Source organism: Ruegeria sp. 6PALISEP08 (assembly GCF_001238295.1).
Classification (GTDB): Bacteria; Pseudomonadota; Alphaproteobacteria; order Rhodobacterales; family Rhodobacteraceae; genus Ruegeria.
The window spans coordinates 61,890-85,061 of record NZ_LGXZ01000011.1; the positions used below are offsets into that span (position 1 = coordinate 61,890).

At 57.6% G+C, this 23,172-nt stretch carries 29 protein-coding genes and 1 pseudogene; 13 read left to right on the forward strand and 17 right to left on the reverse strand.

Annotated features, from left to right (window positions below):
* Nucleotides 1–42: 42 nt before the first annotated feature.
* Genes ALB80_RS16015 through ALB80_RS16030 form a run of 4 tightly spaced genes read right to left on the reverse strand, consistent with a single transcriptional unit; the run spans nucleotide 43 to nucleotide 2,959 of the window.
* On the reverse strand, nucleotides 43–945 hold the full coding sequence (locus tag ALB80_RS16015) for an OmpA family protein (protein WP_050605101.1): 903 nt from the start codon (nucleotides 943–945) through the stop codon (nucleotides 43–45).
* Entirely contained in the window at nucleotides 942–1,514 is a 573-nt protein-coding gene (locus tag ALB80_RS16020) for a peroxidase-related enzyme (RefSeq protein WP_050605102.1), read from the reverse strand. The genes ALB80_RS16015 and ALB80_RS16020 overlap by 4 nt, the downstream gene beginning before the upstream one ends.
* Before the next feature lie 15 nt (nucleotides 1,515–1,529).
* Entirely contained in the window at nucleotides 1,530–2,240 is a 711-nt protein-coding gene (locus ALB80_RS16025; protein ID WP_050605103.1) for a GNAT family N-acetyltransferase, read from the reverse strand.
* A complete protein-coding gene (locus tag ALB80_RS16030) occupies nucleotides 2,237–2,959 on the reverse strand; it encodes a molybdopterin-binding protein (RefSeq protein WP_050605104.1) in 723 nt (240 codons plus the stop codon). The genes ALB80_RS16025 and ALB80_RS16030 overlap by 4 nt, the downstream gene beginning before the upstream one ends.
* Before the next feature lie 50 nt (nucleotides 2,960–3,009).
* On the opposite strand from ALB80_RS16030, the gene sfsA reads away from it, so the two are divergent.
* Nucleotides 3,010–3,711, forward strand: coding sequence for a DNA/RNA nuclease SfsA (gene sfsA / locus ALB80_RS16035; protein WP_050605105.1), 702 nt, complete (start codon nucleotides 3,010–3,012; stop codon nucleotides 3,709–3,711).
* 175 nt (nucleotides 3,712–3,886) lie between these two features.
* Nucleotides 3,887–4,699, forward strand: a complete 813-nt coding sequence (gene map / locus ALB80_RS16040; protein ID WP_050605106.1) for a type I methionyl aminopeptidase — start codon at nucleotides 3,887–3,889, stop codon at nucleotides 4,697–4,699.
* On the opposite strand, the gene ALB80_RS16045 is transcribed toward map, so the two are convergent.
* From ALB80_RS16045 to ALB80_RS16060, 4 genes are all read right to left on the reverse strand, one after another.
* Nucleotides 4,687–4,866, reverse strand: a complete 180-nt coding sequence (locus tag ALB80_RS16045; RefSeq protein WP_050605107.1) for a hypothetical protein — start codon at nucleotides 4,864–4,866, stop codon at nucleotides 4,687–4,689. The genes map and ALB80_RS16045 overlap by 13 nt on opposite strands.
* A gap of 25 nt (nucleotides 4,867–4,891) precedes the next feature.
* Nucleotides 4,892–5,527, reverse strand: a complete 636-nt coding sequence (locus tag ALB80_RS16050; protein WP_050605108.1) for an HAD family phosphatase — start codon at nucleotides 5,525–5,527, stop codon at nucleotides 4,892–4,894.
* Nucleotides 5,528–5,615: 88 nt separating this feature from the next.
* Nucleotides 5,616–6,176 (reverse strand): 16S rRNA (guanine(966)-N(2))-methyltransferase RsmD, encoded by a 561-nt coding sequence (gene rsmD / locus ALB80_RS16055; RefSeq protein WP_050605109.1) that lies wholly within the window; start codon nucleotides 6,174–6,176, stop codon nucleotides 5,616–5,618.
* Nucleotides 6,173–7,384 (reverse strand): NAD(P)/FAD-dependent oxidoreductase, encoded by a 1,212-nt coding sequence (locus ALB80_RS16060; protein ID WP_050605110.1) that lies wholly within the window; start codon nucleotides 7,382–7,384, stop codon nucleotides 6,173–6,175. The genes rsmD and ALB80_RS16060 overlap by 4 nt, the downstream gene beginning before the upstream one ends.
* Before the next feature lie 99 nt (nucleotides 7,385–7,483).
* Here ALB80_RS16060 and ALB80_RS16065 point away from each other — a divergent pair, with 99 nt between their 5' ends.
* The 4 genes from ALB80_RS16065 to ALB80_RS16080 all read left to right on the forward strand — a co-directional run bounded on the left by ALB80_RS16065 (nucleotide 7,484) and on the right by ALB80_RS16080 (nucleotide 9,008).
* On the forward strand, nucleotides 7,484–7,969 hold the full coding sequence (locus ALB80_RS16065; protein WP_050605111.1) for a peroxiredoxin: 486 nt from the start codon (nucleotides 7,484–7,486) through the stop codon (nucleotides 7,967–7,969).
* A gap of 101 nt (nucleotides 7,970–8,070) precedes the next feature.
* Entirely contained in the window at nucleotides 8,071–8,316 is a 246-nt protein-coding gene (locus ALB80_RS21920; protein ID WP_083445331.1) for a glycine zipper 2TM domain-containing protein, read from the forward strand.
* An 11-nt stretch (nucleotides 8,317–8,327) separates the two neighbouring features.
* On the forward strand, nucleotides 8,328–8,675 hold the full coding sequence (locus ALB80_RS16075) for a hypothetical protein (RefSeq protein ID WP_050605113.1): 348 nt from the start codon (nucleotides 8,328–8,330) through the stop codon (nucleotides 8,673–8,675).
* A gap of 24 nt (nucleotides 8,676–8,699) precedes the next feature.
* Nucleotides 8,700–9,008 carry a hypothetical protein gene (locus tag ALB80_RS16080; protein ID WP_050605114.1) on the forward strand — a complete coding sequence of 103 codons (309 nt, stop codon included), beginning with the start codon at nucleotides 8,700–8,702 and terminating at the stop codon, nucleotides 9,006–9,008.
* On the opposite strand, the gene ALB80_RS16085 is transcribed toward ALB80_RS16080, so the two are convergent.
* Genes ALB80_RS16085 through ALB80_RS16100 form a run of 4 tightly spaced genes read right to left on the reverse strand, consistent with a single transcriptional unit; the run spans nucleotide 9,005 to nucleotide 11,750 of the window.
* The gene (locus ALB80_RS16085) at nucleotides 9,005–9,298 is read right to left on the reverse strand and encodes a 4a-hydroxytetrahydrobiopterin dehydratase (protein WP_050605115.1); all 294 of its coding nucleotides are present in this window, start codon (nucleotides 9,296–9,298) and stop codon (nucleotides 9,005–9,007) included. The genes ALB80_RS16080 and ALB80_RS16085 overlap by 4 nt on opposite strands.
* The gene (locus ALB80_RS16090; protein ID WP_050605116.1) at nucleotides 9,295–10,482 is read right to left on the reverse strand and encodes a GNAT family N-acetyltransferase; all 1,188 of its coding nucleotides are present in this window, start codon (nucleotides 10,480–10,482) and stop codon (nucleotides 9,295–9,297) included. The genes ALB80_RS16085 and ALB80_RS16090 overlap by 4 nt, the downstream gene beginning before the upstream one ends.
* Nucleotides 10,483–10,527: 45 nt before the next feature.
* Nucleotides 10,528–11,298 carry a glycerophosphodiester phosphodiesterase family protein gene (locus ALB80_RS16095; protein WP_050605117.1) on the reverse strand — a complete coding sequence of 257 codons (771 nt, stop codon included), beginning with the start codon at nucleotides 11,296–11,298 and terminating at the stop codon, nucleotides 10,528–10,530.
* Nucleotides 11,295–11,750, reverse strand: coding sequence for a RidA family protein (locus ALB80_RS16100; RefSeq protein WP_050605118.1), 456 nt, complete (start codon nucleotides 11,748–11,750; stop codon nucleotides 11,295–11,297). Before ALB80_RS16100 ends, ALB80_RS16095 begins: the two co-directional genes overlap by 4 nt.
* A 291-nt stretch (nucleotides 11,751–12,041) precedes the next feature.
* Between ALB80_RS16100 and ALB80_RS16105 the strand changes: the two genes are divergently transcribed.
* A complete protein-coding gene (locus tag ALB80_RS16105) occupies nucleotides 12,042–12,857 on the forward strand; it encodes a VacJ family lipoprotein (RefSeq protein ID WP_371255993.1) in 816 nt (271 codons plus the stop codon).
* Complete coding sequence (locus ALB80_RS16110; protein WP_050605120.1) at nucleotides 12,847–13,446, forward strand: phospholipid-binding protein MlaC; 600 nt, start codon at nucleotides 12,847–12,849, stop codon at nucleotides 13,444–13,446. The genes ALB80_RS16105 and ALB80_RS16110 overlap by 11 nt, the downstream gene beginning before the upstream one ends.
* Nucleotides 13,447–13,544: 98 nt before the next feature.
* Here ALB80_RS16110 and fliP read toward each other — a convergent pair.
* The 4 genes and pseudogenes from fliP to fliF all read right to left on the reverse strand — a co-directional run bounded on the left by fliP (nucleotide 13,545) and on the right by fliF (nucleotide 16,731).
* A pseudogene (gene fliP, locus ALB80_RS16115) lies at nucleotides 13,545–14,272 on the reverse strand (flagellar type III secretion system pore protein FliP).
* Nucleotides 14,272–14,559: a FliM/FliN family flagellar motor C-terminal domain-containing protein gene (locus ALB80_RS16120; RefSeq protein ID WP_050605121.1), complete on the reverse strand. Its 288-nt coding sequence runs from the start codon at nucleotides 14,557–14,559 to the stop codon at nucleotides 14,272–14,274. The pseudogene fliP and the gene ALB80_RS16120 overlap by 1 nt, the downstream one beginning before the upstream one ends.
* The gene (locus tag ALB80_RS16125) at nucleotides 14,552–15,148 is read right to left on the reverse strand and encodes a hypothetical protein (RefSeq protein WP_050605122.1); all 597 of its coding nucleotides are present in this window, start codon (nucleotides 15,146–15,148) and stop codon (nucleotides 14,552–14,554) included. Before ALB80_RS16125 ends, ALB80_RS16120 begins: the two co-directional genes overlap by 8 nt.
* Nucleotides 15,148–16,731 carry a flagellar basal-body MS-ring/collar protein FliF gene (fliF, locus tag ALB80_RS16130; RefSeq protein ID WP_050605187.1) on the reverse strand — a complete coding sequence of 528 codons (1,584 nt, stop codon included), beginning with the start codon at nucleotides 16,729–16,731 and terminating at the stop codon, nucleotides 15,148–15,150. Before fliF ends, ALB80_RS16125 begins: the two co-directional genes overlap by 1 nt.
* A 118-nt stretch (nucleotides 16,732–16,849) precedes the next feature.
* Here fliF and fliL point away from each other — a divergent pair, with 118 nt between their 5' ends.
* From fliL to ALB80_RS16155, 5 genes are read left to right on the forward strand one after another with little or no spacing between them, the layout of a single operon-like run.
* Complete coding sequence (gene fliL, locus ALB80_RS16135; protein WP_050605123.1) at nucleotides 16,850–17,347, forward strand: flagellar basal body-associated protein FliL; 498 nt, start codon at nucleotides 16,850–16,852, stop codon at nucleotides 17,345–17,347.
* Nucleotides 17,348–17,356: 9 nt separating this feature from the next.
* Complete coding sequence (locus tag ALB80_RS16140) at nucleotides 17,357–17,839, forward strand: hypothetical protein (RefSeq protein WP_050605124.1); 483 nt, start codon at nucleotides 17,357–17,359, stop codon at nucleotides 17,837–17,839.
* Nucleotides 17,836–18,420 (forward strand): MotE family protein, encoded by a 585-nt coding sequence (locus ALB80_RS16145; RefSeq protein WP_050605125.1) that lies wholly within the window; start codon nucleotides 17,836–17,838, stop codon nucleotides 18,418–18,420. The genes ALB80_RS16140 and ALB80_RS16145 overlap by 4 nt, the downstream gene beginning before the upstream one ends.
* Nucleotides 18,421–18,464: 44 nt before the next feature.
* Complete coding sequence (gene motA, locus ALB80_RS16150; RefSeq protein WP_050605126.1) at nucleotides 18,465–19,325, forward strand: flagellar motor stator protein MotA; 861 nt, start codon at nucleotides 18,465–18,467, stop codon at nucleotides 19,323–19,325.
* Nucleotides 19,322–21,460, forward strand: a complete 2,139-nt coding sequence (locus ALB80_RS16155; RefSeq protein ID WP_050605127.1) for a hypothetical protein — start codon at nucleotides 19,322–19,324, stop codon at nucleotides 21,458–21,460. The genes motA and ALB80_RS16155 overlap by 4 nt, the downstream gene beginning before the upstream one ends.
* Before the next feature lie 225 nt (nucleotides 21,461–21,685).
* Here the strand turns inward: ALB80_RS16155 and betB are convergent, their stop codons facing one another.
* A complete protein-coding gene (betB, locus tag ALB80_RS16160; protein ID WP_050605128.1) occupies nucleotides 21,686–23,140 on the reverse strand; it encodes a betaine-aldehyde dehydrogenase in 1,455 nt (484 codons plus the stop codon).
* Nucleotides 23,141–23,172 lie beyond the last annotated feature (32 nt).

Sequence of the window (23,172 nt, forward strand, 5' to 3'; positions counted from 1 at the left end):
AAGTGCGGGTCTTTTTTTGCCTTCAGGCTTGGCTGCACCTGCTCAGTTGACCAGCAACACCGCCTCGACCCGGCGGTTCAGGTCGCGCCCCTCGGGCGTTGCATTCGACGTGATCGGAGACAGATAGCCCACGCCCTGCGCCTCGATCCGGTCGGGGGCCACACCATGGGCTTCGATCAAACGGGTACGTACGGCCTCGGCCCGGCTTTTGCTGACCGAGATATTGGCCTGCAACGCACCGGTGTCGTCAGTATGCCCCACCAAAGCCAACCGCGTGTCCGGGTTGTCGGCCAGATACCCGGCCAGCAGGGTCAGCGAGCCAAACGGCCCCTCACCCAACGCCACCTCGCCGGTTGGAAAATGCAAATCATCCAAGATCACATGTCCTGCGCGTGTCAGGGCCTCGAGTAATCCGCCCGAGCCTTCGACGGCCTGTTCGATTACCACCGGATCCGGGTCAGGCACATCCTGCGGCGACACGCGGATCAACTGGACATAGCCATCCGGCGGGTTGCGGCTGACAAGCAGGCTGAGCGCGACAGGTCCCTTGGTGGCGGACAGAAAGCGGTAATCCTGAATGGCGACATACATGTCGGGTGTCGGCACGACTTCGGTGCCAAATCTGAAGTCGAAGCCGCCGCAAGTTCGCGCCTCGCACTCGAACAGAATCTTGTATCCCTGCGCCTCGACCTGATCGCGCAACGGCGCCAAAAGTTGCAGGGTTGTACTGGACCCTGCCTGAAGCCGCCATGTGAACCGTTCGACCCGACCCTCATACGTATCAGCAGGTACAACGCCTTTGGCATAAACCCCTGTTGGCAGGTCATAACTGTCCAGCGGCGACGTCCGGTCGCTGACCTGGCGTGCACTTGCTGGCAGGGTCAGATCCTGCGCCAGAGCCGGACCTGCCAGAAGCATTGAAACAAGGGCTGCGGCGCGGATCATCGAAACTGTGCGTGATATTCTTCGTTGGGCACCATTGCGGTCGCGCTGGCCACCCGGTTGGACATGTTGAAAAACCCGGTGACATTGGCAATGTCCCAGATGTCCCGGTCGGTGAACCCGGCATCGCGCAGCTTCTGGCGGTCAGGTTCTTCGATCTCGGCGCTGGAAGTGGTCATCTTTGCAGCGAAGTCCAACATCGCACGTTGGCGAGAGTCCAGCGGCGCGACGCGATAGTTCATCACCAGCATCTCGCCCAATTGCGGATCGCCCGAGAGCTGACGTACCGCTGCGCCATGCGCGACCAGGCAGTAAAAGCACTTGTTGATCGACGACACCACCACGGCGATCATCTCTCGTTCCAGCTTGGACAAGCCGCTGTCGGCCAGCATCAGGTCATTATACATCGCCGTGAAGGCGTTCAGCTTGTCGATATCAAACGCGTTGGCCTTCAACACATTCGGCACCATGCCCAGCTTTTCGACACAGATATCAAAGTACTTCTGCGTTTCCGGCGGCAAGGGATCGACCATGGGCAGGTTCAGCGCGGTGGGCTTGTCTTTCTGTGTCACGGCGGCCTCTTCAGTTCACTCAAGGTGACGGTAATGGTATTCGCCCGCAAGCTCCATCCCGAGTGTGCGATAAAGACCGTTGGCACCTTTGTTGGCTTTGGTGCAGATCACGCTGAGGCTCTGCGCACCATGGTCTCGCGCCCAGATTGCTGCCGCGCGCATGGTCCAGTTGCCCAGCCCTTGGCGGCGGTGATCGGGCAGGATTTCAAGCGCGTGGACCATCGCAACATTCCCATGCATCGCGACAAAGGCCACACCGCTGGGTTTATCGTTGTGGCGCAGCAACAGACTGGTTTTGGGGCCCTTTGCGCGCGCCATCACCGCCTGCCGTTTTGGCCCGACCCCGGCCGAAGACCAGATTTCTCGAATGATTTCAAGCGGTTCCCAGACCGCAAACACCATGATCGAAGGGATCGGTTGATCTGTCAGCCGAGCGACCGGGCAAGCATAAATGTTGACCGGATCCAGGATACTATACCCACGACGCGCCAACTGAACATCCAGCGCCTCGTCCCCGGGGCGCAGGCAGAAAATGCGTTTCTGCCCCATGGCAAGCATTGCGGCCTCAGCAGCGTCAATATCCGCTTCGGTGGCGGGGGCCAGCGCATTGGCGGCAGACACGCGTGACCCGCCGCCCTGCCCTTCGCGCAACTGAAATGGGCCAAGCGCCTGGTAACGTGCGGCAGGCCATGTGCCGTCGACTATATCTGCCCAGTTCGGACTCAAAGCTCCAACTCTTTCGCAAGACGGGTCATCGCGGCATCAATCTGTCCACCATCAGTACCGCGTATCACAACATTGGCGCCGAAGGCCCCGTTAATCTGGAACGGATAACAGCCGATGGACAAGTCGTTGAACTCTTCGGCTAAAACGGACAGGTTTGCCGCAATATCGCCCTCGCCCCGATCCACACGCAGAGTTTGCGACAGCAAGGGGCTGCCGCCGGCCAGTGTTGGCAAAACGCTGGCCACCATCGCCTGAAAGACCGAAGGCACACCTGCCATCACATACACATTCGCAAGGACAAAGCCCGGTGCCGTTGAGACCGGGTTGTCGATCAGCGCCGCGCCATCCGGGATGCGGGCCATGCGCAGACGGGCGGCGTTCAGCTCCAACCCGGATTTGTCGTAATGGGTTTGCAGCAGCGCCCGCGCGTCATCCCGTATGTCTATTGGCGTGTCAAAGGCACGTGCGATGCAGTCGGCGGTGATATCGTCATGGGTCGGGCCGATGCCGCCGCTGGTAAAGACGGTGCCATGGGCGTCAGATAGCGCTTTGACAGCCGCTTCGATAGCGGGGGCGTCATCGCTGACAATGCGCACTTCTTTCAGGTCAATGCCGTGCTTGGTCAGTTCCTGCGCCAGAAAGTGCATGTTGGCATCACGGGTGCGGCCCGAGAGGATTTCATCCCCGATCACCAACATTGCTGCGGTTGGATTGGCCATGGCGCTCTCCCCTCTTGATCGTTCTCAGGGGCAGGTATAGGCCCTGAACCATGCGTTTTGAAACCCCTCTTGTCCCCGCCCGCCTGATCCGTCGCTACAAACGCTTTCTGGCCGATTGCACGCTTGAAGATGGCCGAGAGGTTACAGCCCATTGCGCCAATCCCGGCTCGATGATGGGACTGGCCGAACCAGGCGAGAAAATCTGGCTGGAGCCCAATGACGAGCCCAAGAAAAAGCTGAAATACGGCTGGCGGCTGGTTGATCACGAGAACGGGCATTTCACGGGGGTCGATACCTCGGTTCCGAACCGGGCTTTGCGGGCCGCCCTAGAGGCGGGTGAAATCCCCGAACTTGCCGCCTATGACACCGTCCGGCCCGAGGTGAAATACGGCGAAAACAGCCGCATCGACTTCCTGTTGACCGGGCCGGGCCTACCGGACGCCTATGTCGAGGTCAAAAGTGTTACCCTGTCCCGCCGACCCGGCCTCGCCGAGTTTCCCGATAGCGTCACGGCCCGTGGTACCAAGCATTTGGGAGAACTGGCGACGATGGCCGCGCAAGGACACCGGGCGATCATGCTGTATCTGGTGCAACGGACGGATTGTGACCGGTTTGCTCTAGCTGAGGATATTGATCCGGCTTATGCGTCGGCGTTTGACACCGCGCAAGTTCAGGGAGTTGAACGGTTGATTTACGGGACGCGCATTTCGCCGGGGGGTATTTGCGTGGATGATGCACGACTGGCCGACTGAGCAGGGATTCCGCAGGCCAAACCTCGTTTGACGCTAAGGTTGTACAGCCCTTGAACTTAGCCCTCTAAACGCCATTTTCTTTCGTTGAATCGCCCCGCGACCCCGCACCCTCTGGAACTTTCTGCACAAGCAGCGTAAAAGGAATGCTGCGCGCAACATATGGAGCTTAGCGTCGATGAAAGAGCATCGTGGCCGCCTGACGAAAGACGGCATTCGCATCTATGAACAAAGTGACTTCGCCGGGATGCACGCGGCGGGCGCTTTGGCGGCGCGGATTCTGGATGATATCGCCGGGCATATCTTTCCCGGCCAGACCACCGGCGCGATTGACGGGCTGATCACACAGATGGTCGAAGACGCAGGCGCAACCTCGGCCACCATTGGCTACAAGGGCTATCAGCACGCCAGCTGTATCAGTGTGAACCACGTGGTCTGCCATGGCATTCCCGGTGAGAAAAAGCTGAAGGATGGCGATATTCTGAATATCGACGTGACCGTCATCGTCGATGGCTGGTTCGGCGATACTTCGCGCATGTATGTAGCCGGCAAACTGCCGCGCAAGGCGGAACGGTTGATCCAGGTGACCCATGACGCGCTGTTCAAGGGCATCGAGATGGTCAAGCCCGGCAACACATTCGGAGACATCGGCCACGCCATTCAGGCTTTTGTCGAAGCGCACCGGATGAGCGTTGTGCGTGATTTCTGTGGCCACGGGCTGGGCCGCGTGTTCCACGCGCCGCCGAACGTGCTGCACTATGGCCGTCCGGGCACTGGCGCGGTTCTGGAAGAGGGTATGTTCTTTACCATCGAACCAATGGTGAATCTGGGTCGTCCGGAAACCAAGACGCTGGCCGATGACTGGACCGCCGTGACCCGCGACAAGTCGCTATCGGCGCAATTCGAGCATTCGGTGGGTGTCACGGCGGACGGGGTCGAGATCTTTACGATCTCGCCGGGCGGCAAGTTCCACCCGACCTATTCCTCCTGATCGGCAACCTGTTCACGCAGGAATTTCAGCAACAACGTCTCTGATCCCCACGGGGTAACTGCGTCGTGGATGAAAACCGGTGCACGCATCGGTTTAGGCTGCGGCCCTGTCGTGCTGTCAGTGTCCTGCGAGAAGGCCCAGAACGGAGGTGTGATGGCGCGGTCCATGAGCCAAACATAGCATGATTGTCGCTCAGAGTCCCAAAAGCTTGGGCACTTGAGACATCTGTGTGAAGACCTCGGCCCCGAGTTCCCTCAACCGCTCGCCCCCGCCATGGGGCGCATACCCCAAGCAGCGCATATTCGCGCGGATGGCCGCCGTCACACCGCTTGGGCTGTCTTCGATCACGATCGGAGACGCAGCACCCAACTGTCGGGCAGCAGTCAGAAACAAGGTCGGATCAGGCTTGCCCATTCCGATTGTCTCAACTGAGAACATAACGTCTTTGAATCGGTCCCACAGCCCGTTCTGACCCAAGGTGACCTTCATCTTGGACAGTGTTCCATTCGAAGCCACACAATAGGGCAGGCTCCTGCGGTCGAGCAACGACAGAAGGTCAGGGATGCCATCAATCAGGGGAACACCTTTTTGCAACAACGCGTCCGTCTCTGCGTCCAGTTCGACAATCCAGTCGGCTGGCAGGTTCGCCCCCAACTCGACGGCTTTTTCCTTGCACTTCGCCGTTGTCAGCCCGACAAACAGGGACATGCACTCCGGCAGCGTCAGATGCAGGCCATAGCCCGCGAGGTTATCGGCCAATGCCTGATTGGACAGAACCTCGCTGTCGACCAGAACGCCGTCGCAATCGAAAATCACCAAATCGTGCATGGGAACCTCTGCCTGTCTCAGGTGAGACCTACACCTTGGCGTGATGCGGGCGCAATCCAACCGTCGGCATCAACCCGCCCGGTGTGTTTCAGTCTGAAACCTGGTGCCACATCAATGAGATATACGTTTCTCCATAGCTGCGTGAGTCATGCAGGACAAACCCTTCGGGCGCAGTCATTGGGCTGTTTTCCTCCCATACGATCAACGCGTCATCGGCCAGCCAATGGCCTTGCAGGGCAGCAGCCAGCGCCTTCTGGCCCAAAGCTTTGCCATAGGGCGGATCCAGGAAGATCAGATCATACGCCGCGCCGGGATTGTCGCCCAGCCGAGTTGCGTCGCGGCGGATCAATGTCGTCTGGCCTGTGCTGCCAGTGAGGTCGATATTCTTCCGGATCAGCCCCTGCGCGACACGACCGTCATCAACGAAAGTCACATGAGCCGCGCCGCGCGACAGAGCCTCAAGCCCCAGCGCCCCGGTGCCTGCGAACAGGTCCAGCACACGAAGACTGTCAAAATCGATCTGATGGGTCAGTACGTTGAACAGGCTTTCGCGAACGCGGTCGGTGGTGGGGCGCAGATGTGCGCCCGCATCCCCTTTGCCGACCGAAGCCAAGGCGCGGCCCCGAAACTCTCCGGCGATGATCCTCACGCCTTGAGCAGCGGCTTCAGATCCGCTTCCGGGTCGGCCACGATGGCCGGGTCGGCCGTCTTGCCTGCATCAATCAGGCGTTTTCCGACCATATAGGCGCGTGGATCGTTCATTGCGTCCACCGCTATCAACTGGTCGCCCTTGTAGTACCAGAAAGACACGGTTTGCCCTTCGCCTTTGCGGGTCACAACGCGGTCATATCCGGTGTTCAATCCGGCAATTTGCAATTTGACATCATACTGGTCTGACCAGAACCATGGTGTCGCCACATAATGCCGGGCCGCGCCCAGCATGTTCTGCGCCACGATCTCTGCCTGATCGATGGCGTTGGGCACGCTTTCAAGCCGGATCCGGCCTTCACCATGCGGGAACGAAGCACAATCGCCTGCCGCCCAGATCGAGGGGTCCGATGTGCGGCCATGGGCGTCGGTCTTGATACCGTTGTCCAGCTCAAGCCCCGCCATTTCAGCCAATTGGGTTGCGGGTGCGATACCCACGCCAACCACGACGAAATCAACCGCCAGCTCGGTGCCGTCGGTCAAAACGGCTCCAGTGACCTTGCCGTTTTCGCCAAGCAGCCGATCCAGCCCAACACCTTCGCGAATGTCAGCGCCGTAATCGCTGTGCAACGCGCGGAAATAGTCGCTGGTCTCGGGTGCGGCGACCCGTTGGAGGATGCGATCTGCCATTTCGACCAGAGTGACATTGACCCCGCGCTTGGCGCAGACGGCAGCGGCCTCAAGCCCGATATAGCCACCCCCCACGATCAGCGCGCGGGCACCTTCTGTTACCTTAGGCTCCATATCGTCGATATGTGCCAGGTCGCGCACCACATGGACGCCGTCCAGATCACCGCCTATCGCGGCTGGCAGACGGCGTGGATCTGAGCCGGTGGTCAGGGCCAGTTCGTCGTAGGAAATGACTTCATCCCCCAACGTCACAGTCTTGGCGTGCGGGTCGATGCCCGTCACGTGCTGGCCCAGACGCAGGTTGATGTTGTTCTCGGCGTAAAAACTCTCGGGTCGCAGGAACAGGCGCTCCAGCTCCATGTCGCCCAACAGGTACGCCTTGGACAAAGGCGGGCGCTGATAAGGCAGATGCGGTTCAGCCCCGATGAGGGTGATGTCCCCCTCGAACCCATCCTTGCGCAGACGCGCCACCAACGATGCGCCCGCCTGACCGGCACCTATCACGACAATATGGCTCATGTTTTGCCCACCCTGCAGATTTCTCGTGGTCACTTTCTGTCGACCACCTATATTGCGGCTAAGCCCAATTCTGCAAATCCAAACGACAGGAGCTGAAAAATGATTTCAACAGGAGATGCACTTCCCGAGGCCACACTGATCCAGATGGGGGCAAACGGTCCGGAAGAGGTTCGGATTTCAGATAAGACCAAAGGGCGCAAAGTGGTCATATTCGCAGTGCCCGGTGCCTATACCGGCACGTGCACCACGGCACATGTGCCAAGCTTCATGCGTACGAAAAAACAATTCGACGACAAGGGCGTGGACGAGATCATGTGCCTGTCGGTCAATGACCCTTTCGTGATGCAAGCCTGGGGTGAATCCACCGGCGCGACCGAGGCAGGATTGACCATGGTGTCAGACGCGGCCTCGGAATTCACCAAGGCCATCGGCATGGATTTCGACGCGCCACCTGTAGGCCTGATCGCCCGGTCCAAACGTTATGCGATGCTGGTCGAGGACGGGAAAGTCACAGCGCTGAATCTGGAAGAAAACCCCGGCGCCTGTGAAATCTCAGCGGGTGAAGGCCTGCTGGAGGTGATCTGAGTTTTGCTGGCCCCGGTCTGCCCGGGGCCACTTGTTCTCAAATTAACTTGAAGCACCGCCCCAATGCGCGAATACTCGTCGCATAACTTGGGGAGATTTTTATGAAGCTTAGGGTATTTTCACTCATCTTAGTCGGCACAGGCCTTGTGGCGGCCTGTGGACCAGCGCCCACCCCACAGCAACAAGCCGCACGACAGCACGAGATTGCATGCCTTGGCGGCACGCTTGGCGGCGCGTTGATCGGTGGTGCAATCGGCAACCAGTTTGGCGGCGGATCGGGCAAGACGATCCTGACCGCAGCAGGCGCCGCCGCTGGCGGTTTCGAAGGCCAGAGATTCGCGTGCTGAGGAGGTTGAGCATGACACGGACAGTAATCATACTCGCAACCGCAGTTCTGGCCTCGGCCGCCCATGCGGAAACTGTGGCCGAGCTGCATGAAAAAGAGCTGAACGCCATTGACGCAAACAACGACGGCTTCCTGTCCAAAGACGAGTTCAACGCGTTCTCGGATTATGCGTTTCAGACCATGGATGAAGACAAAAACGGCACCTTGGGGTTGGACGAGGCCAAACCGTTTCTGGACATCAAGCAATTCCAGAATGTTGACCGCAACAAGGACAGCTTTATCTCAAGAGCGGAATATGATGCTCAGATGGATGAAGATTTCAACACGGCGGATCAGGATGGTAACGGCCAACTGGATTAAACCTGCCGCGGACAGGAGCTTGGTATGAACAAATGGATTGGCTTGGGCGCATTGGCACTGGTTGCGGCCTGCGATGTTCCGCAGGCACCCGTGGTGACGGGGCCGGACGGTCAGGCCCGTATTCAAATCAACCTGTCCGGGCTGACCTGTTATGAAAATCGGTGCCTGGACATCAACCCGAGCGCGCGGAGCGTGCGTCAGATCGGGAACAAGACCACGGGTATCCCAAGGTCCATTGACGTCAGCGACGGCACCGTGACACCTGCCGAGTTCAGGCAGATGGGCACTACAGCATCCCTTGCCGGAGGAGAAGGTTCAGGCAACGATCGCTAGCACAGGCTGTCCATCTTACGGGCCAGCTTGGCATCCAATGACGACAGGCCGCCCACATCGTGCGTAGACAGAACAACCTCGACGGTGCGGTAAACGTTGAACCATTCGGGGTGGTGATTCCATTTCTCAGCCCAGATCGCCACTTGCGTCATCCAACCGAATGCGTGCACGAAATTGTCGAAAATGAAGGTCTTGGTGATTGCATCGCGGCCTTCAACCATGGTCCAGCCGTTCTTGAACAGCGGATCCAGCAGTGGGCCACGGGTTTCGGACGACAAAAGTTCAGTCATTGCTGTTCCTCCGGGTTCGATTTCCTGAACGGACCGTAGTCCGTTAGAATTTCGATCTCTTCTCCCACTGCGCGGCCTTCGGCGTCCAGATATTTTTTGACCGCATCGGCAAAACCCGGATCGCCAACCCAGTGCAAGCTATGCGTGCGCGTTGGCAAATACCCCCGCGCCAGCTTGTGTTCGCCCTGTGCGCCCGCCTCAACCCGGGCCAGACCGTGGGCAATGGCAAAGTCTATCGCCCTATAGTAGCACAGTTCGAAATGCAGGCAGGCATGATGTTCACTGCAACCCCAATACCGGCCAAAAAGCGTTTCGCGGCCTATGAAGTTCAGCGCCCCCGCAATGGCATAGCCATCCCGTTCCGCCAGCACCAAGGCCATGTCATCCGCCATAGTTTCCTGCGCAATGTCAAAAAACTGGCGCGTCAGGTAAGGCGAGCCCCACTTACGCGCGCCGGTATCCTGATAGAACCGCCAGAACGCGTCCCAATGCTCAGGGCGCAGTGCATCCCCGGTCAGGGTGCGGATGTCTCCGCCAAAGTGATTGGCCTGCGCCCGTTCCTTGCGGATGTTCTTGCGTTTGCGCGATGACAAAGCGGCCAGGAAAGCGTCGAAACTTGAATAGTCATCATTCAACCAATGAAACTGCTGCGAACTGCGCAGCATCAATCCCATCTGTTCCCCGACCTGCGCCTCATCCTCGGCACAGAAGGTCGCGTGAACCGACGAGATCTGATTGTCCGCCGCCAGTTGCACCGCGCCTTGCACCAAGGCCGACATGCCGATCCGCTCGTACCCCGGACACACTAGGAAACGCCGCCCAGTCGCCGGGGTGAACGGCACCGCGATCTGAAGTTTTGGGTAATAGCGCCCGCCCGCGCTTTCATAGGCATGGGCCCAGCTATGATCGAAGATATATTCGCCCTGACTGTGAGATTTGGCGTACATCGGCGCCGCCGCGATCAGGATCCCGTCAAGATAAGCAGTCAGATATTGCGGCTGCCAGCCTGTACCACGCCCAACGGACCCGCTTTCTTCCAGCGCCAGTAAAAACCGATGGGTTGTAAATGGATCAAGAGGTCGGCCGCCATCGGCGATCTCAGGGCAGGCGCAGGCATCCCACTCTGCCGCAGAAATCTGCGACAGAGCGCCCAGTACCTGAATTTCGATCTGTGCCTGATCCATATGTCCTCCGCGCCAGTCCTTTATCTGTGACAGCACAGAGCAGGTTCAAGCCGAATGCGTGGCCAGATACCCTTCGAAGGTCACATTGTCGGCAACCTTGCGCGCCTCTGCCTCTTGTTCAGGCGACCGGATTGTCCAGCACAGGATTGGCACACCGCGCGCTTTCAACTCGGCCACGCGGGGACGCGACAAGTCAGCAGCCTCGTGACTGATGAAGCTGGCATTGGTGCTTTCGAAATCCGGAATGCCCCGCAGATGTTCGCGGACGGCTTGCGGTAACGGCCAGTCGTCTGCCCTAAAAGCGCAGGTTACGATCCCGCAAGGTAGATGCGGGGCCAGACGTGCAAGCTCAGCGGTCGAGTTCGGGTTGAACGACATTAGAGCCAGCGGACCTTCATAGCCCGACAGAATGCGCACGGCCTCTTGCTCCAACGGGCCGATGCCGGTGCCCATGGCGCCGTCCTGATCTTTGAACTCAATAAGCAACGGCACCTGCCCGGCGACAAGATCCAGCACTTCTTTCAGTGACGGGATACCTTCGCTGTCGGAATGCAGCAAAGGAACCGCCAAGGCCTCGGCCCCGGTGATCTGCTGGATCGCGCCGGTCTGCCCGGTCAGACGCTTGAGGTCATAGTCATGAAAGACCATCACCTGACCATCTGCGGTCAGTTGCAGATCAATCTCGATCCCATACCCTGCATCAATCGCGGCCTGAATGGCAGCGCGACTATTTTCAGGACGGTTGTCCGAAATATCATGCAACGCCCGATGCGCAATCGGGCGTTGAAGAAACTCTGACGGCAAACTGGGTGTCATTGGACTTCGAAAATCCCTTCGATCTCGACCGCGACGCCCAACGGCAGCGACGCGGCACTGACGGCCGAGCGCGAATGACGACCGGCTTCGCCCAGCGCCTCGACAAGGAAATCGGATGCGCCGTTGATCACTTGCGGCTGCTGGGTGAAATCCGCAGTCGAGTTTACAAAACCGGTCAGTTTGATCACGCGCACCAGCTTTTCGATGTCGCCGCCACAGGCTGCCTTAACCTGCGCCAGCAGATTGATCGCGCAAACCCGTGCCGCCGCCGCACCGGCTTCGACATCCATATCATCACCCAGTTTGCCGGTGATCAACTCAGCTGTTTTCGAAATCTGACCCGAAACATAGACGATATTGCCCATACGCACGAAGGGTACATAATTGGCGGCCGGCGCGGGTGCATCATCCAGCCTGACACCAAGGCTTTCCAGCTTTGAAGCGATGCTCATTTGAGAGGGTCCTTCCCTAGATTCAACTGCGCCGGACGCTAACCGGGAAGAACCGTTTGGGAAAGTCGAAATCCGGTACTTGCCGATTTGCCTCCGTTCTAAGCGTTTCTTTACTTATTACGACCTATTGATCCGTGGTCACTTTACCAGCCCCCGGCGGTCAGGTTACACGCAAGGTGTTTCATTCGAGACCCGAAACGACTATGTGACAGAACTTGTGCCACCCCAGCACGTTGATATTGATTAAATGTCCGGCGGACCATGTGCCGGGCCACTTGGGAGAAGCAAAACGTGCCTCGCAGATTGCGCCTGAAACATCTTGTCGTCCTATCATGTATGGCCGTTCTGTCCGCCTGCGCATCCACGCCGCCCGAAGGGGCCACGCGCGATGACGTTTTTGATCCTTATGAAAACAACAACCGGGCGATCCACAAATTCAATCTTGGCGTGGACCGGTTTTTGTTCCGCCCCGCCTCGAAAGGCTATGTGAAAATTGTTCCCGACCCGATGGTGACAAGCTTCAGCACCTTTGCCGAAAACATTTCGCTGCCGGGTCAGGCCGTTGATTACCTGCTGCAAGGCAATCCGAAGCAAATGGGTAACGCCTTGCTGAGATTCGTGATCAACATGACCGTGGGAGGCTTTGGTCTGTCTGCACCCGCGGACGAGTTGAACCTGCCGCCAGTGGATACCGATTTCGGCGAGACGCTGCATGTCTGGGGCGTGGGCGAAGGCGCATATGTGGAACTGCCCTTCTACGGTCCGTCGACCCAACGGGATGCGATCGGGGTTGTGATTAACCTGTTCTCGAACCCGATCAATTTTACTCCGGTGCGCCCCGCCGATAACATTGGCGTCTATGCCGAGATCGTGCGCCGCATGGGAGATCGCGGCCGGTTCTCGGATACGATCGACTCGATTCTTTATGAAAGTGCAGACAGTTATGCGCAGGCACGCCTGATCTTTCTGCAAAATCGCCGCTTTGAACTGGCAAGAGATGACGAAGACGCCTATCTGGATCTGTATTCTGACCCCTATGCCGAAACCGGGACAGACCCGGTCAGGGACCCCTTTTTAGACCCCTACGAGGACCCCTATGCCGAATAACGAGTTGAACCGCCGCCATTTCATCGCCTCAGGCCTCGCGTTGGCCCTGCTGCCCCTGCCCGCCTTGGCGCAGACCGAAGCCGCTGCCAAAGCGCTGGTCAACAGCGTTGTTACAGACATCAATCGGGTGATCGATTCCGGCAAATCCGAAAAGGCGATGCTGCGTGACTTCGAGAAAATCTTCGTGCGATATGGCGATGTGCCGATCATGGCACGCTACGCGCTGGGGGCAGATGCCCGCACCGCCAGCCCCGCCCAGTTGAAACAGTTCACCAATGCCTTTCAAGGCTATATCTCGCGCAAATACGGTCGCCGGTTCCGCGAATTCATCGGCGGCGAAGTCAACGTGCGTAACGCGCGCAAGATCAAGGCAGGATATGAGGTACGGACCCTGGTCAAGCTGCGTGGATCGTCCCCGTTCGATGTGACATTCCTGGTGTCGGACAAATCGGGTCGCGACAAGTTCTACAACATGTTCATCGAAGGCGTGAACCTTCTGCTGACCGAGCGCACCGAAATCGGCGCAATGCTGGATGCCCGGAAGGGGAATCTGGATCAGTTGATCAAAGACCTGAAAAAGACGGGCTGATTCATTTGTTGAGTTTGGAACGCCCCAAACTGAAATCCTGAAAAGCTAATGTGAGGGGTCAGAAACGTCTGGCCCCTTTTTGGTGGCAAACGTCTAAATTATGGCAAATAACTGCGCACTAGCGCGCCAGCGATCAACGCCCACCCGTCCGCAATCACAAAGAACTCCAGCTTGAATGGCAGGGATACGATGGCGGGTGGCACCATCATCATACCCATCGACATCAACACCGCCGCCACAACAAGATCGATGATCAGAAACGGCAGGAAAATCAGAAATCCGATCTGAAAGGCCCGCGCTATTTCGGACAGCATGAATGATGGCATCAAAACCGACAAAGGCGCCTGTGCTGACAATTCCATCGCTTCGCCACCAGGTCGCAATGCCGCAATTGCATAGAACGTATCAGCGTCCAGCCGCGCCACCATGAAACCCCGAAAGGGTTCCAGTGCCCGTTCCAGTGCGGGCTCAACCGCTAGCGTTTCTTCCATCATCGGACGGATGCCGGTGTCCCACGCCTTGTGAACACCGGATCCATGATGAAACAAGTCAGGAATAGCGCCAAACTGACCAGCAGCATGTTGGGGGGCGATTGCTGCAGACCGATCCCCTGCCGCAGGATCGAAAGTACCGTGATCAGAAACGGGAAGCAGGTAATCATGATCGCCAGACCCGGCGCGATGCTCAGCACCGTGATCAGCAAGATCAACTGTATGGTCCGGGCCGAAATCGACCCACCTTCGCCCAATGACAAAGTCACATCCTGCGCGATGGCAAGCGAAGGAAACAGCGCCATCGCCAGAGCCAGCCAGATCGCGCAGCGCATCAACCGATCCCGTTTTGAAGATCGGCAATTTCGGTCAGACGCACAGCCAGTTGTCCGGCCTGATCGCCGTCCATCTCTTCGAGCAACCCACGCGCCACCAACTGATCCCCAACATAAAGGTCAACCGGATCCTCGATCCGTTTGTCCAGGGTCAGCACCGCATTCTCGCCCATGGTCAGCAAATCCCGGATCAACGGGCGGGCGCGACCTACCGAAACGGTCACTTCGATCGGAACCGATTCAAACGGGTTGGGCTTTTCAGTTTTCGGGATCTGAGTGTCATTCATTGGACAAAGCCTCTCTTGCCTCAAAGACGTAAGCGTCAAAAATCTGTGCAACGGTGGTCAGCAAGGCACCGCAATCCACTTCGCGCCTGCTGGTGCCGACCTGCAACCGCGCCTGCCTGGGCCCGAGGGCGAGATCTTCGATCACGCGTGGGACTGAATGCATATCTGTCGGCAAAAACGCCTCGACATCTTCAACGCATCCCATCGGCACCATAATCTGCATCGGTTGTTCCATCTGCGTCCGCGCCATCTGGCACAGCTGTTCAACAAGACGGGCGGCGATGCCACGGTCTACTATCTCGGGCAGAACCGTCTGAACCAGGCTTTCGAACATGGGCTCCAGCGACAGCGTCATCCGGGTCATCGCTTCGTGATAGGTGAAGGACATGTCCTCCAGCGATTGGGCGAGCTTTGTCGAAATCTTCCCACGGCTTTGCTCCTGTGCTTGAGAGGCATCTTCCCACCCGGCTCCATACCCTTCTTCAAAGGCTGAAAGCTTCTGTTCCTCCAGCATTTCCTCATCCAGAAACAGAACCGTTCCGGTGTTAGTCTGAGCGGTGAAGTCCTCAAGTAGATGGGCAATTGACATCACACCTGCTCCTCGCCTTCTTCAAGCCAGCTGCGCAGGATCTCGACGGTTTCTTCCTGCTTGTCCCCGATCATTGTCCGCAACCGTTCGACCGGGTCTTCGGCGGTTTTTACACCCAGCGCCGGAACGCCTCCGTCATGAGGCAAAGGTGCGAAACCTGCCGCGTCATCTGTCGCGATTTCACCGGTCAGCACCGAGGATTCGCCACCGACGCCGTCAGTGGCGGGCAACAACGCCGGTGCAATTGCGGGTTTCATCAGGATCGGTCGGTTCACGAACAGTGCCAGCACCAGCGAAACCGCAGCAAGTACCGCCATCTGGATCAGAGACATCGCGTCCAGATGAATGTTTTGCCACAGCGAGGATGACACCACGGTGCCTTGTGGGTCTACTGTGGGCAAATCCAGAGATTTCAGAGTGATCACATCCCCCCGCGCCGCGTCGAATCCCACGGCCGAAGCCACCAGTTCCTCGAGCGCATCCAGCTCTGCATGCGACAAAGGCGCAAATGTTTCAGCACCCGAGGCATCCACTGTCCGCGTCCCGCTCATCAAAACAGCAACCGTCAGACGTTTGATCGCACCGGGTGCTGTGTGTACCTCAAGCTCTGTCTCAGAGACCTCATAATTCACCCTCTCACGTGTTTGCGTGGCGGTGGAATTGGACTCGTCGCCTCCGGCCCCATCCCCATCGGGCAGGTTCGATGCCACCGTGACATCCGAAGACTGATTGCGAGCGCTGTCCGAGCGTTCCTCGACATCCGTGCTGATCGCCAAACGACCCTTGGGATCAAAGCGCCGCTCGCGGATCGATTCTGTCTTGGTCTCCGTATCCACGCTGACCTCGACCACCGCATTGCCGGTTCCCACGCGCGCTTCGACCAAACGCAGAACACGTTCGCGCAGTTGGCGCGATTTATCATCCGCTGTATTCGCGGCCACAGCCGTGTCCTGCCCACCAATCACGGCCCCGCTCGAATCGATCACAGTCACGTTTTCGGGCGTAAGCCCGCTCACGGCAGAAGCAACGAGGAATCGGATAGCCTTGGCCTGATCGCTGGTGATGTCAGCCCCCGACGGCACCAAATATACCGAAGCCGTGGGCGCGACACTGCGCTGAAACGGGTTCGCCGAACCGTTTGCGATATGCACACGTGCCTGACTGACATATGGGCTGCCGACTATTGTACGCGCCAGTTCACCCTCTTTCGCGCGCCAGTAAGCGGCATCGAACATCTGTGATGTGGTGCCAAACCCGCTTAGTGAATCAAGTAGCTCATAGCCCTTGTTGCCGTTTGCAGGCAGGCCTTCACTGGCCAAGGTCATCCTCAATTCGTCGCGCTGCGCGCCTGGAACATAGATGGAGCCACCCCGAATCTCATAGGTGACGCCGCGCTGATCCAATGCGCGCACGATGTCTCCTGCGGCACCACTTTCTAATCCTGCATACAGAAGCGTCATCGACGGCGCTGTCACAAGGCGGGACATTCCGAGAATTCCCAAAAACACCAGCACAACCGCGCCGGCAACGATAAATTGTTTACGCCTGTCCAAACTTGCCCAGACAGTTCCGATCTGCTGCACGCTCACCTCCGACTCGCCGACATTCTGCCCGGCGCACCCCCTGTTTGGACGATTGCCCTTAACAATCGGTTAGTCCCTGACCGGTTATGAAACAACAGAACGGGTGAATGAGGACGTCATGACCGACGCAACGGCTGAACAGACGGAAACCACTGATAAAAAGGGAAAAAAGGGAATTCTAATAGGACTGATTCTGGCCGTTTCTGGCGCCGCGGGCGGGTATTTTCTGACCTCTTCGGGGCTGATTCCACTAGGTGGCAAAGCCGCTGAAGAGGCAAGCCAGGATATGGAAAAAGAAAAACCGGTCAAAACGCTGGCTGATGTTGCATTCATCGATTTGCCACCCGTGATCGTATCGGTGAACTCAAGCAACTCGCGGCGTTTGAAATTTCACGCGCAGCTCGAAGTTAACGCCCCGTACATGGCTGATGCGGAAAGAATGCAACCACGAATCATGGATGTCCTGAACGGATACCTGCGGGCCGTCGAACTGCAGGATCTTGAGGACTCGCTGGCGTTGATGCGCATCAGGGGTCACTTGCTGAGGCGCATTGGAATCGTCGTTGGCGAGGGTCGCGTTCGCGATGTGCTGGTGATGGAATTTGTACTGAACTAGGAGGCAAAATTGGAGCTGATTGCGAATATTCTGCTGGTCGCCGGTGCGTTGGGCGCGGGTCTGTATTGCTTTGTTCTTGCGCGCCGTCTCAAGCGGTTTACCGATCTTGAAAAAGGCGTCGGCGTTGCCGTGGCCGTGCTGTCAACACAGGCTGAAGAATTGCGGAAGTCGCTGGAAGACGCGCGTCGTGTCTCAGATCAGTCCGGAGATCAACTCAAGGCGTTGACACAGCGAGCAGAAGCTGTGGCGCAGCGGCTGGAACTAACGATGGCCTCGATGCATGACGTTATTCCCGAGGAAAACCCAACGCCTGAAGCGATAGAGACTGCTCTTCCCGACACGCAGCCAGAAGGGCCAAAGACAATCGGGCAGGACGACACTGCAGAAGTAGCTGATTCCAGTTTGCCCGATGTGGAGGAAGAAGAAATCAAGGCGCCAGAGGGCCTGATGTTTTTCCGACACGACCGCAAACAAGGTGAGGCACAGGCATGAACCGCCTACGAGCTGCCCGAAAAAACGTCCGCCTGCGCGGCGGCGTGCTTGCGGTGATATCCTTGCTGATGATCGGTTCAGTCGCCATTCGAATTGGTTTGGAGGCCGGACCGGCCCTGGCAAAACCGGCAAAACCAGAGACCTCGACAAGCAATCCCGCTGCGCCCGAGGCATACGACATACAGGTTCTTATCAGCACGCTTTTACGCCGGGAGGAAAAAGTAAAACAGCGCGAAGACGCGCTACACGAACAGGAAAAGGCGGTGGAGATCGCAAGCCAAGCCATCGAAACGCGGCTGATCGCGCTTGAAGAGGCAGAAGAGTCGTTGCGCGCCACCCTGGCTGTTGCAGTCAACGCGGCTGAGAATGATCTAACGCGCCTGACAGATGTTTATCAGACCATGAAACCCAAGGACGCAGCAGCATTGTTTGAGACCATGGACCCAACATTTGCCGCTGGATTTCTGGCACGGATGCCGCCCGACTCTGCGGCCGGGATCCTGGCGGGTCTCAGCCCCGAAGTCGCCTATACGATTAGTGTTGTTATGGCAGGTCGCAATGCCTCGGCCCCACTGGAATAGCCCGTGCCTCCCATTCTTGCGCACCACCTAGTCGGAGATGTCAAATGATTGGAATTGTCGTCATTTTCGTGATGGTTTTCGGCGGCTATCTGGCTGCTGGTGGCAAGATGACCATCATTCTGAAGTCGCTTCCGTTTGAAATGATGATGATTGGCGGTGCCGCCGTTGGTGCCTTTCTGATCAGCAATGACATGGGCGGTGTAAAACACACGGTCAAAGATATGGGAAAGGTCTTCAAAGGTCCGAAGTGGAAACCCGAAGACTATCGCGACCTTCTTTGCCTTTTGTTTTCGCTGATCCGTATTGCACGTGCGAATCCTGTCGAGGTCGAGCAACATATCGAAGACCCTGAAAACTCCAGCTTGTTTTCCACATATCCCAAGATCCAAGCCGACAAGGAAGCGGTCGATCTGATTTGTGACACGATGCGTGCTGCCGCCATGAATTATGATGATCCGCACCAGGTTGAGGAGGTTCTGGAAAAGCGGATGGAGGCGAACTTTCATCACGCGATGCACTCAAGCCACGCCTTACAGACAGTGGCAGACGGCTTGCCCGCGCTCGGGATTGTGGCGGCGGTTCTGGGGGTGATCAAGACCATGGGTTCAATTGATCAACCACCCGAGGTGCTGGGCAAACTGATCGGTGGCGCTCTGGTGGGCACGTTCTTGGGGGTTTTTCTGGCGTATGGTCTGGTGGGTCCCTTTGCTGGAAAGTTGAAAACCGTGGTCGAGGAAGACAATCACTTCTATCAACTGATCAAGGAGGTTCTGGTTACAAACCTGCACAACCACAATGCCGCCATGTGTATTGAGGTTGGACGCCAGAATACGCCGACGCATAACCGCCCAGGGTTCTCCGAGCTTGAAGAGGCGTTAAAAGACCTCAAGCAGGCTGCGGCATGAAACAGCTTGGACTTTTGACCGCAGCTTTGATCATGGCGGTCACTGCAGCGGCTGCGCAAGACGTGACGGTTCGGTCAGGTGAGCATGACGGCTACACACGTCTGGTCTTCAACGTTCCACCGAATACAGAATGGGCGCTGGCCCAACGCAAAGACGGTGCACGATTGACGGTGGATTTGGACGGCGTGACATTTCGGACAGGGTCGGTTTTCAGTAGATTAACGACAAATCGGCTTGAATCGCTGTCGCAGGCACAACCCGGTGGCGCCTTGGAACTGGAATTTGGGTGCGAATGCGTGGCTTCGGCCTTCCTATACAGAGGTTCGATGATCGTGCTGGACGTCGCGCCAGGCGAATTCCTGCCCCCGCTGCTGGCTGACCTTCCACCGCCGATGACGCGGCAGCCGATCAAAGCGGTATCTGTTTCGAATACAGACGCACAAATGGCCGGGCTTGACCTGCCGCTTCTCAAACATGAATTAAAAGACCAGCTTTCCAACCGTTTTCTGCAAGGTGCCGACCGCAAGCTGCTTGATTTACGGCTGGCGCCGGTTGGACCGCGCAACTCTACCCCGTCCAACACGGATCCGCTGTTGACCGATCTAAGTTCGAATATGCGCCTGACCACGGTGCTTGACGATCTGAAGGACGTGTTGAATTCCGAGGTGCTGCAACTCGAAAGTAATGCAGTCTGTATCTCGACAACCGAGTTGGGCTTCTCAGAGTGGTCCACTGCGGAACCTTTTGTCACGCAGGTGTCTTCTCTGCGCACCGCACTTTACCAAGAGTTTGACACTCTCGACGAAGAAAAAGCCCTGGAACTGGCAAAACTTTATGCGTTCCATGGCTTTGGAACAGAAGCTTTAGCTATTTTCGGCTTGTCCCAAACGGGCACTGGTGAAGCTGAGCGCATTGAGGCGATTGCTCGGCTTGTGGATGAGAAACCAGTGCAAACATCCAATCCGTTCAGCGGCTTGCAACGATGCGACAGCGATGCGGCGCTGTGGGCCGTTCTCTCTGAAAAAAAGTTGGCCTCCGATGCCGATGTTGAAGCGATCGAGCAGGCTTACGCAGGATTGCCGGATCATCTTCGCCGCCGCTTCGGTACGCGGCTTTCCCAAATTCTCGTCGAAGGGGATGAATTGGAGGCCGCCCGCAGAGTGATACGTTCGGTCGACCGCATCGAAAAAAGCAACTCGCCCAGTACGACACGCGCCAAGGCCATTGTTGCCGCAGCCGAAGGCGACCACACGCGCGAAGAGGAATTGCTGACCGAGGTGGTTACGTCAACCGAAGCCACGCCCGAAGCGCCGGTGGCGTTGGCCCGTTTGGTCGAAAAGCGCTGGACCGAACGTCAATCCGTTTCTGCGCAGGAACTTGAACTGGCCGCGTCCTATGCGGTCGAGTATCGGCGCTCGGATCTGGGCCCCATGATGGCCCGCACTTATGCGATTGCGCTGAGCCTAAGTCTGGACTTCGATCCCGCATTCGACATCATTCTGGAGCTGGCAAACGGGCAAGATAGGAACCGCGCGTTCAACCGGCATCTGCACCTGTTGTCAGAGCGTTCAGATGACGTGACCTTTTTGCGCCAGACATTTCATCTAATGCAGATGAGCAAAACACCAGCCCTGACCACAGACACCGCAATCGCATTGGCGGATCGGCTCACCATGCTCGGTTTTGCGGATCAGTCATTTGCTCTGGCAAACAGAACTGAAGACCAGACGCATCGGGCTGAAAGGGCCCGTTTACGAGCAAGGGCAGCCCTGATGTCGGGACGTCCCCATCAGGCTCTGCTTGAACTGGCCGAGGACGGCTCAGAAGAAGCTTTAGCTTTGCAAGCGCAGGCCTTGGACATGGCACGGGACTTTTCGACCGCAGCCGAGATCATGCGGAGTTTGGGGCAAGGCGAAGCGGCCAACCGCTTGTTCTGGCTGGCGGGATCGTCGGCCGATACGGCTGACCCGCCGGATGGGAAATATGCGACCCTTAATCGAACAGCCCAAGCCCTGTTCACCCCTCCTGTGCGGCAATTCGAAAAGCCATTACAGGACGCCGAAGATCTGCTTGAAAACAGTGAGACGACACGACAGAAAATCGCCGAGATGTTCAATGCAATCAATACAGAGTGACACGCGCTTCTAGCGCACCGTGGTCAATAGGACTGTACAGCTCAGCAAAATCGCACAAAGGGGTTAGCGCTGCAATCGCCATCCAATGCGTCGACGTCACAGACGCACATTTCAAATTTCAGCAACCCAAAAAGGCGTGCACGCGCCCGCTTGAAATATGCTCTGCACCCGACGCTTTAAGCCGGGAACAGAGAAATTAGGGGGCAACAGACAAAGCGCCCGTTTTCAGTAAGGTGCCTCGACATCGTTCATCGAGACATAGACGGTTTTCATCTCGCTGAAATGGTTAATCGCCAGTTTCGAGTTTTCGCGCCCCACACCTGACATTTTCGATCCGCCAAACGGGGCTTCGACCGGGGCAAGGTTGTAGGTGTTGATATAACAGGTACCCGCCTCGAACCCGGCAACCACGCGGTGTGCGCGCGTCAGATCGCTGGTGAAGACACCGGCAGCCAGACCAAATTCGGTATCGTTGGCGCGGGCCATGACCTCTTCTTCGGTGTCAAAGTCCAGGACTGACATGACCGGGCCAAAGATTTCTTCACGCGCGATCGTCATGTTGTCGGTCACGTCAGCAAAGACTGTGGGTTGCATGTAGAACCCTTCGCCATCGATCCGCGCACCGCCATGGACAAGACGCGCGCCCTCGGCCTTACCTTTTTCGATATAGCCCAGCGCGATATTCATCTGATTTTCGCTGACCATCGGACCAAAGCTGACGTCCTCGTCCATGGGGTCGCCGATTTTGGCGTTGGCCAGACGTTCGGACAGGCGTTTGAGGAAAGCATCCTTGATAGCCTTTTGCACAAACACGCGGGTGCCGTTGGAACAGACCTGACCCGATGAATAGAAGTTGCCCAAAATCGCGCCCGAAACCGCGTTTTCGATATCGGCGTCGTCAAACACGATCATCGGGGATTTACCGCCCAATTCCATGGTGACGTGTTTCATGCCCTCGGCTGCCGCGGCATAGACCTTGCGACCCGTTGGAACGGAACCAGTCAGCGAGACTTTGGCAACGCGCGGATCAGTGACCAGCGAAGCGCCTACATCTCCATACCCCTGGATCACGTTGTAAACACCTTTGGGCGCGCCGGCCTCTATCAGAATTTCGGCAACTTTCAATGCGGATAAAGGAGTTGTTTCCGAAGGTTTGAACACCATTGAGTTACCGCACGCCAACGCCGGAGCGCCCTTCCAGCACGCGATCTGGGTGGGGTAGTTCCAGGCTCCGATCCCGACGCAGACGCCCAGAGCCTCGCGGATCGTGTAGACAAAATCGCCCCCGCCCAGCGGAATGTGTTCGCCGGTCAGGCTGCCTGCCAATCCACCAAAATACTCCAGCGCATCCGCGCCCGAGGTGGCATCTGCCACGGTGGTTTCCTGGATGGGTTTTCCGGTGTCATGAGTTTCCAGAACCGACAGGTCATAGTTGCGTTCGCGCATGATGTCGGCGGCACGGCGCAAGATGCGGCCGCGCTCGGTGCCAGATAAAGCAGCCCAGGCCGCCTGCGCCTTCTTCGCACTGTTTAGAGCCTGTTCAACAATTGAAGGCGTTGCCGAATGCAACCGCGCGATCACCTCGCCAGTGGCCGGGTAGATCACGTCAAGGGCAGCACCATCCGTATCTTCGACATAAGCGCCGTCAATGAAATGGCTGGCTTGGGGCTGAAACTTCATACCGAATCCTCTTTTTTTCGCACCCGTCTGAA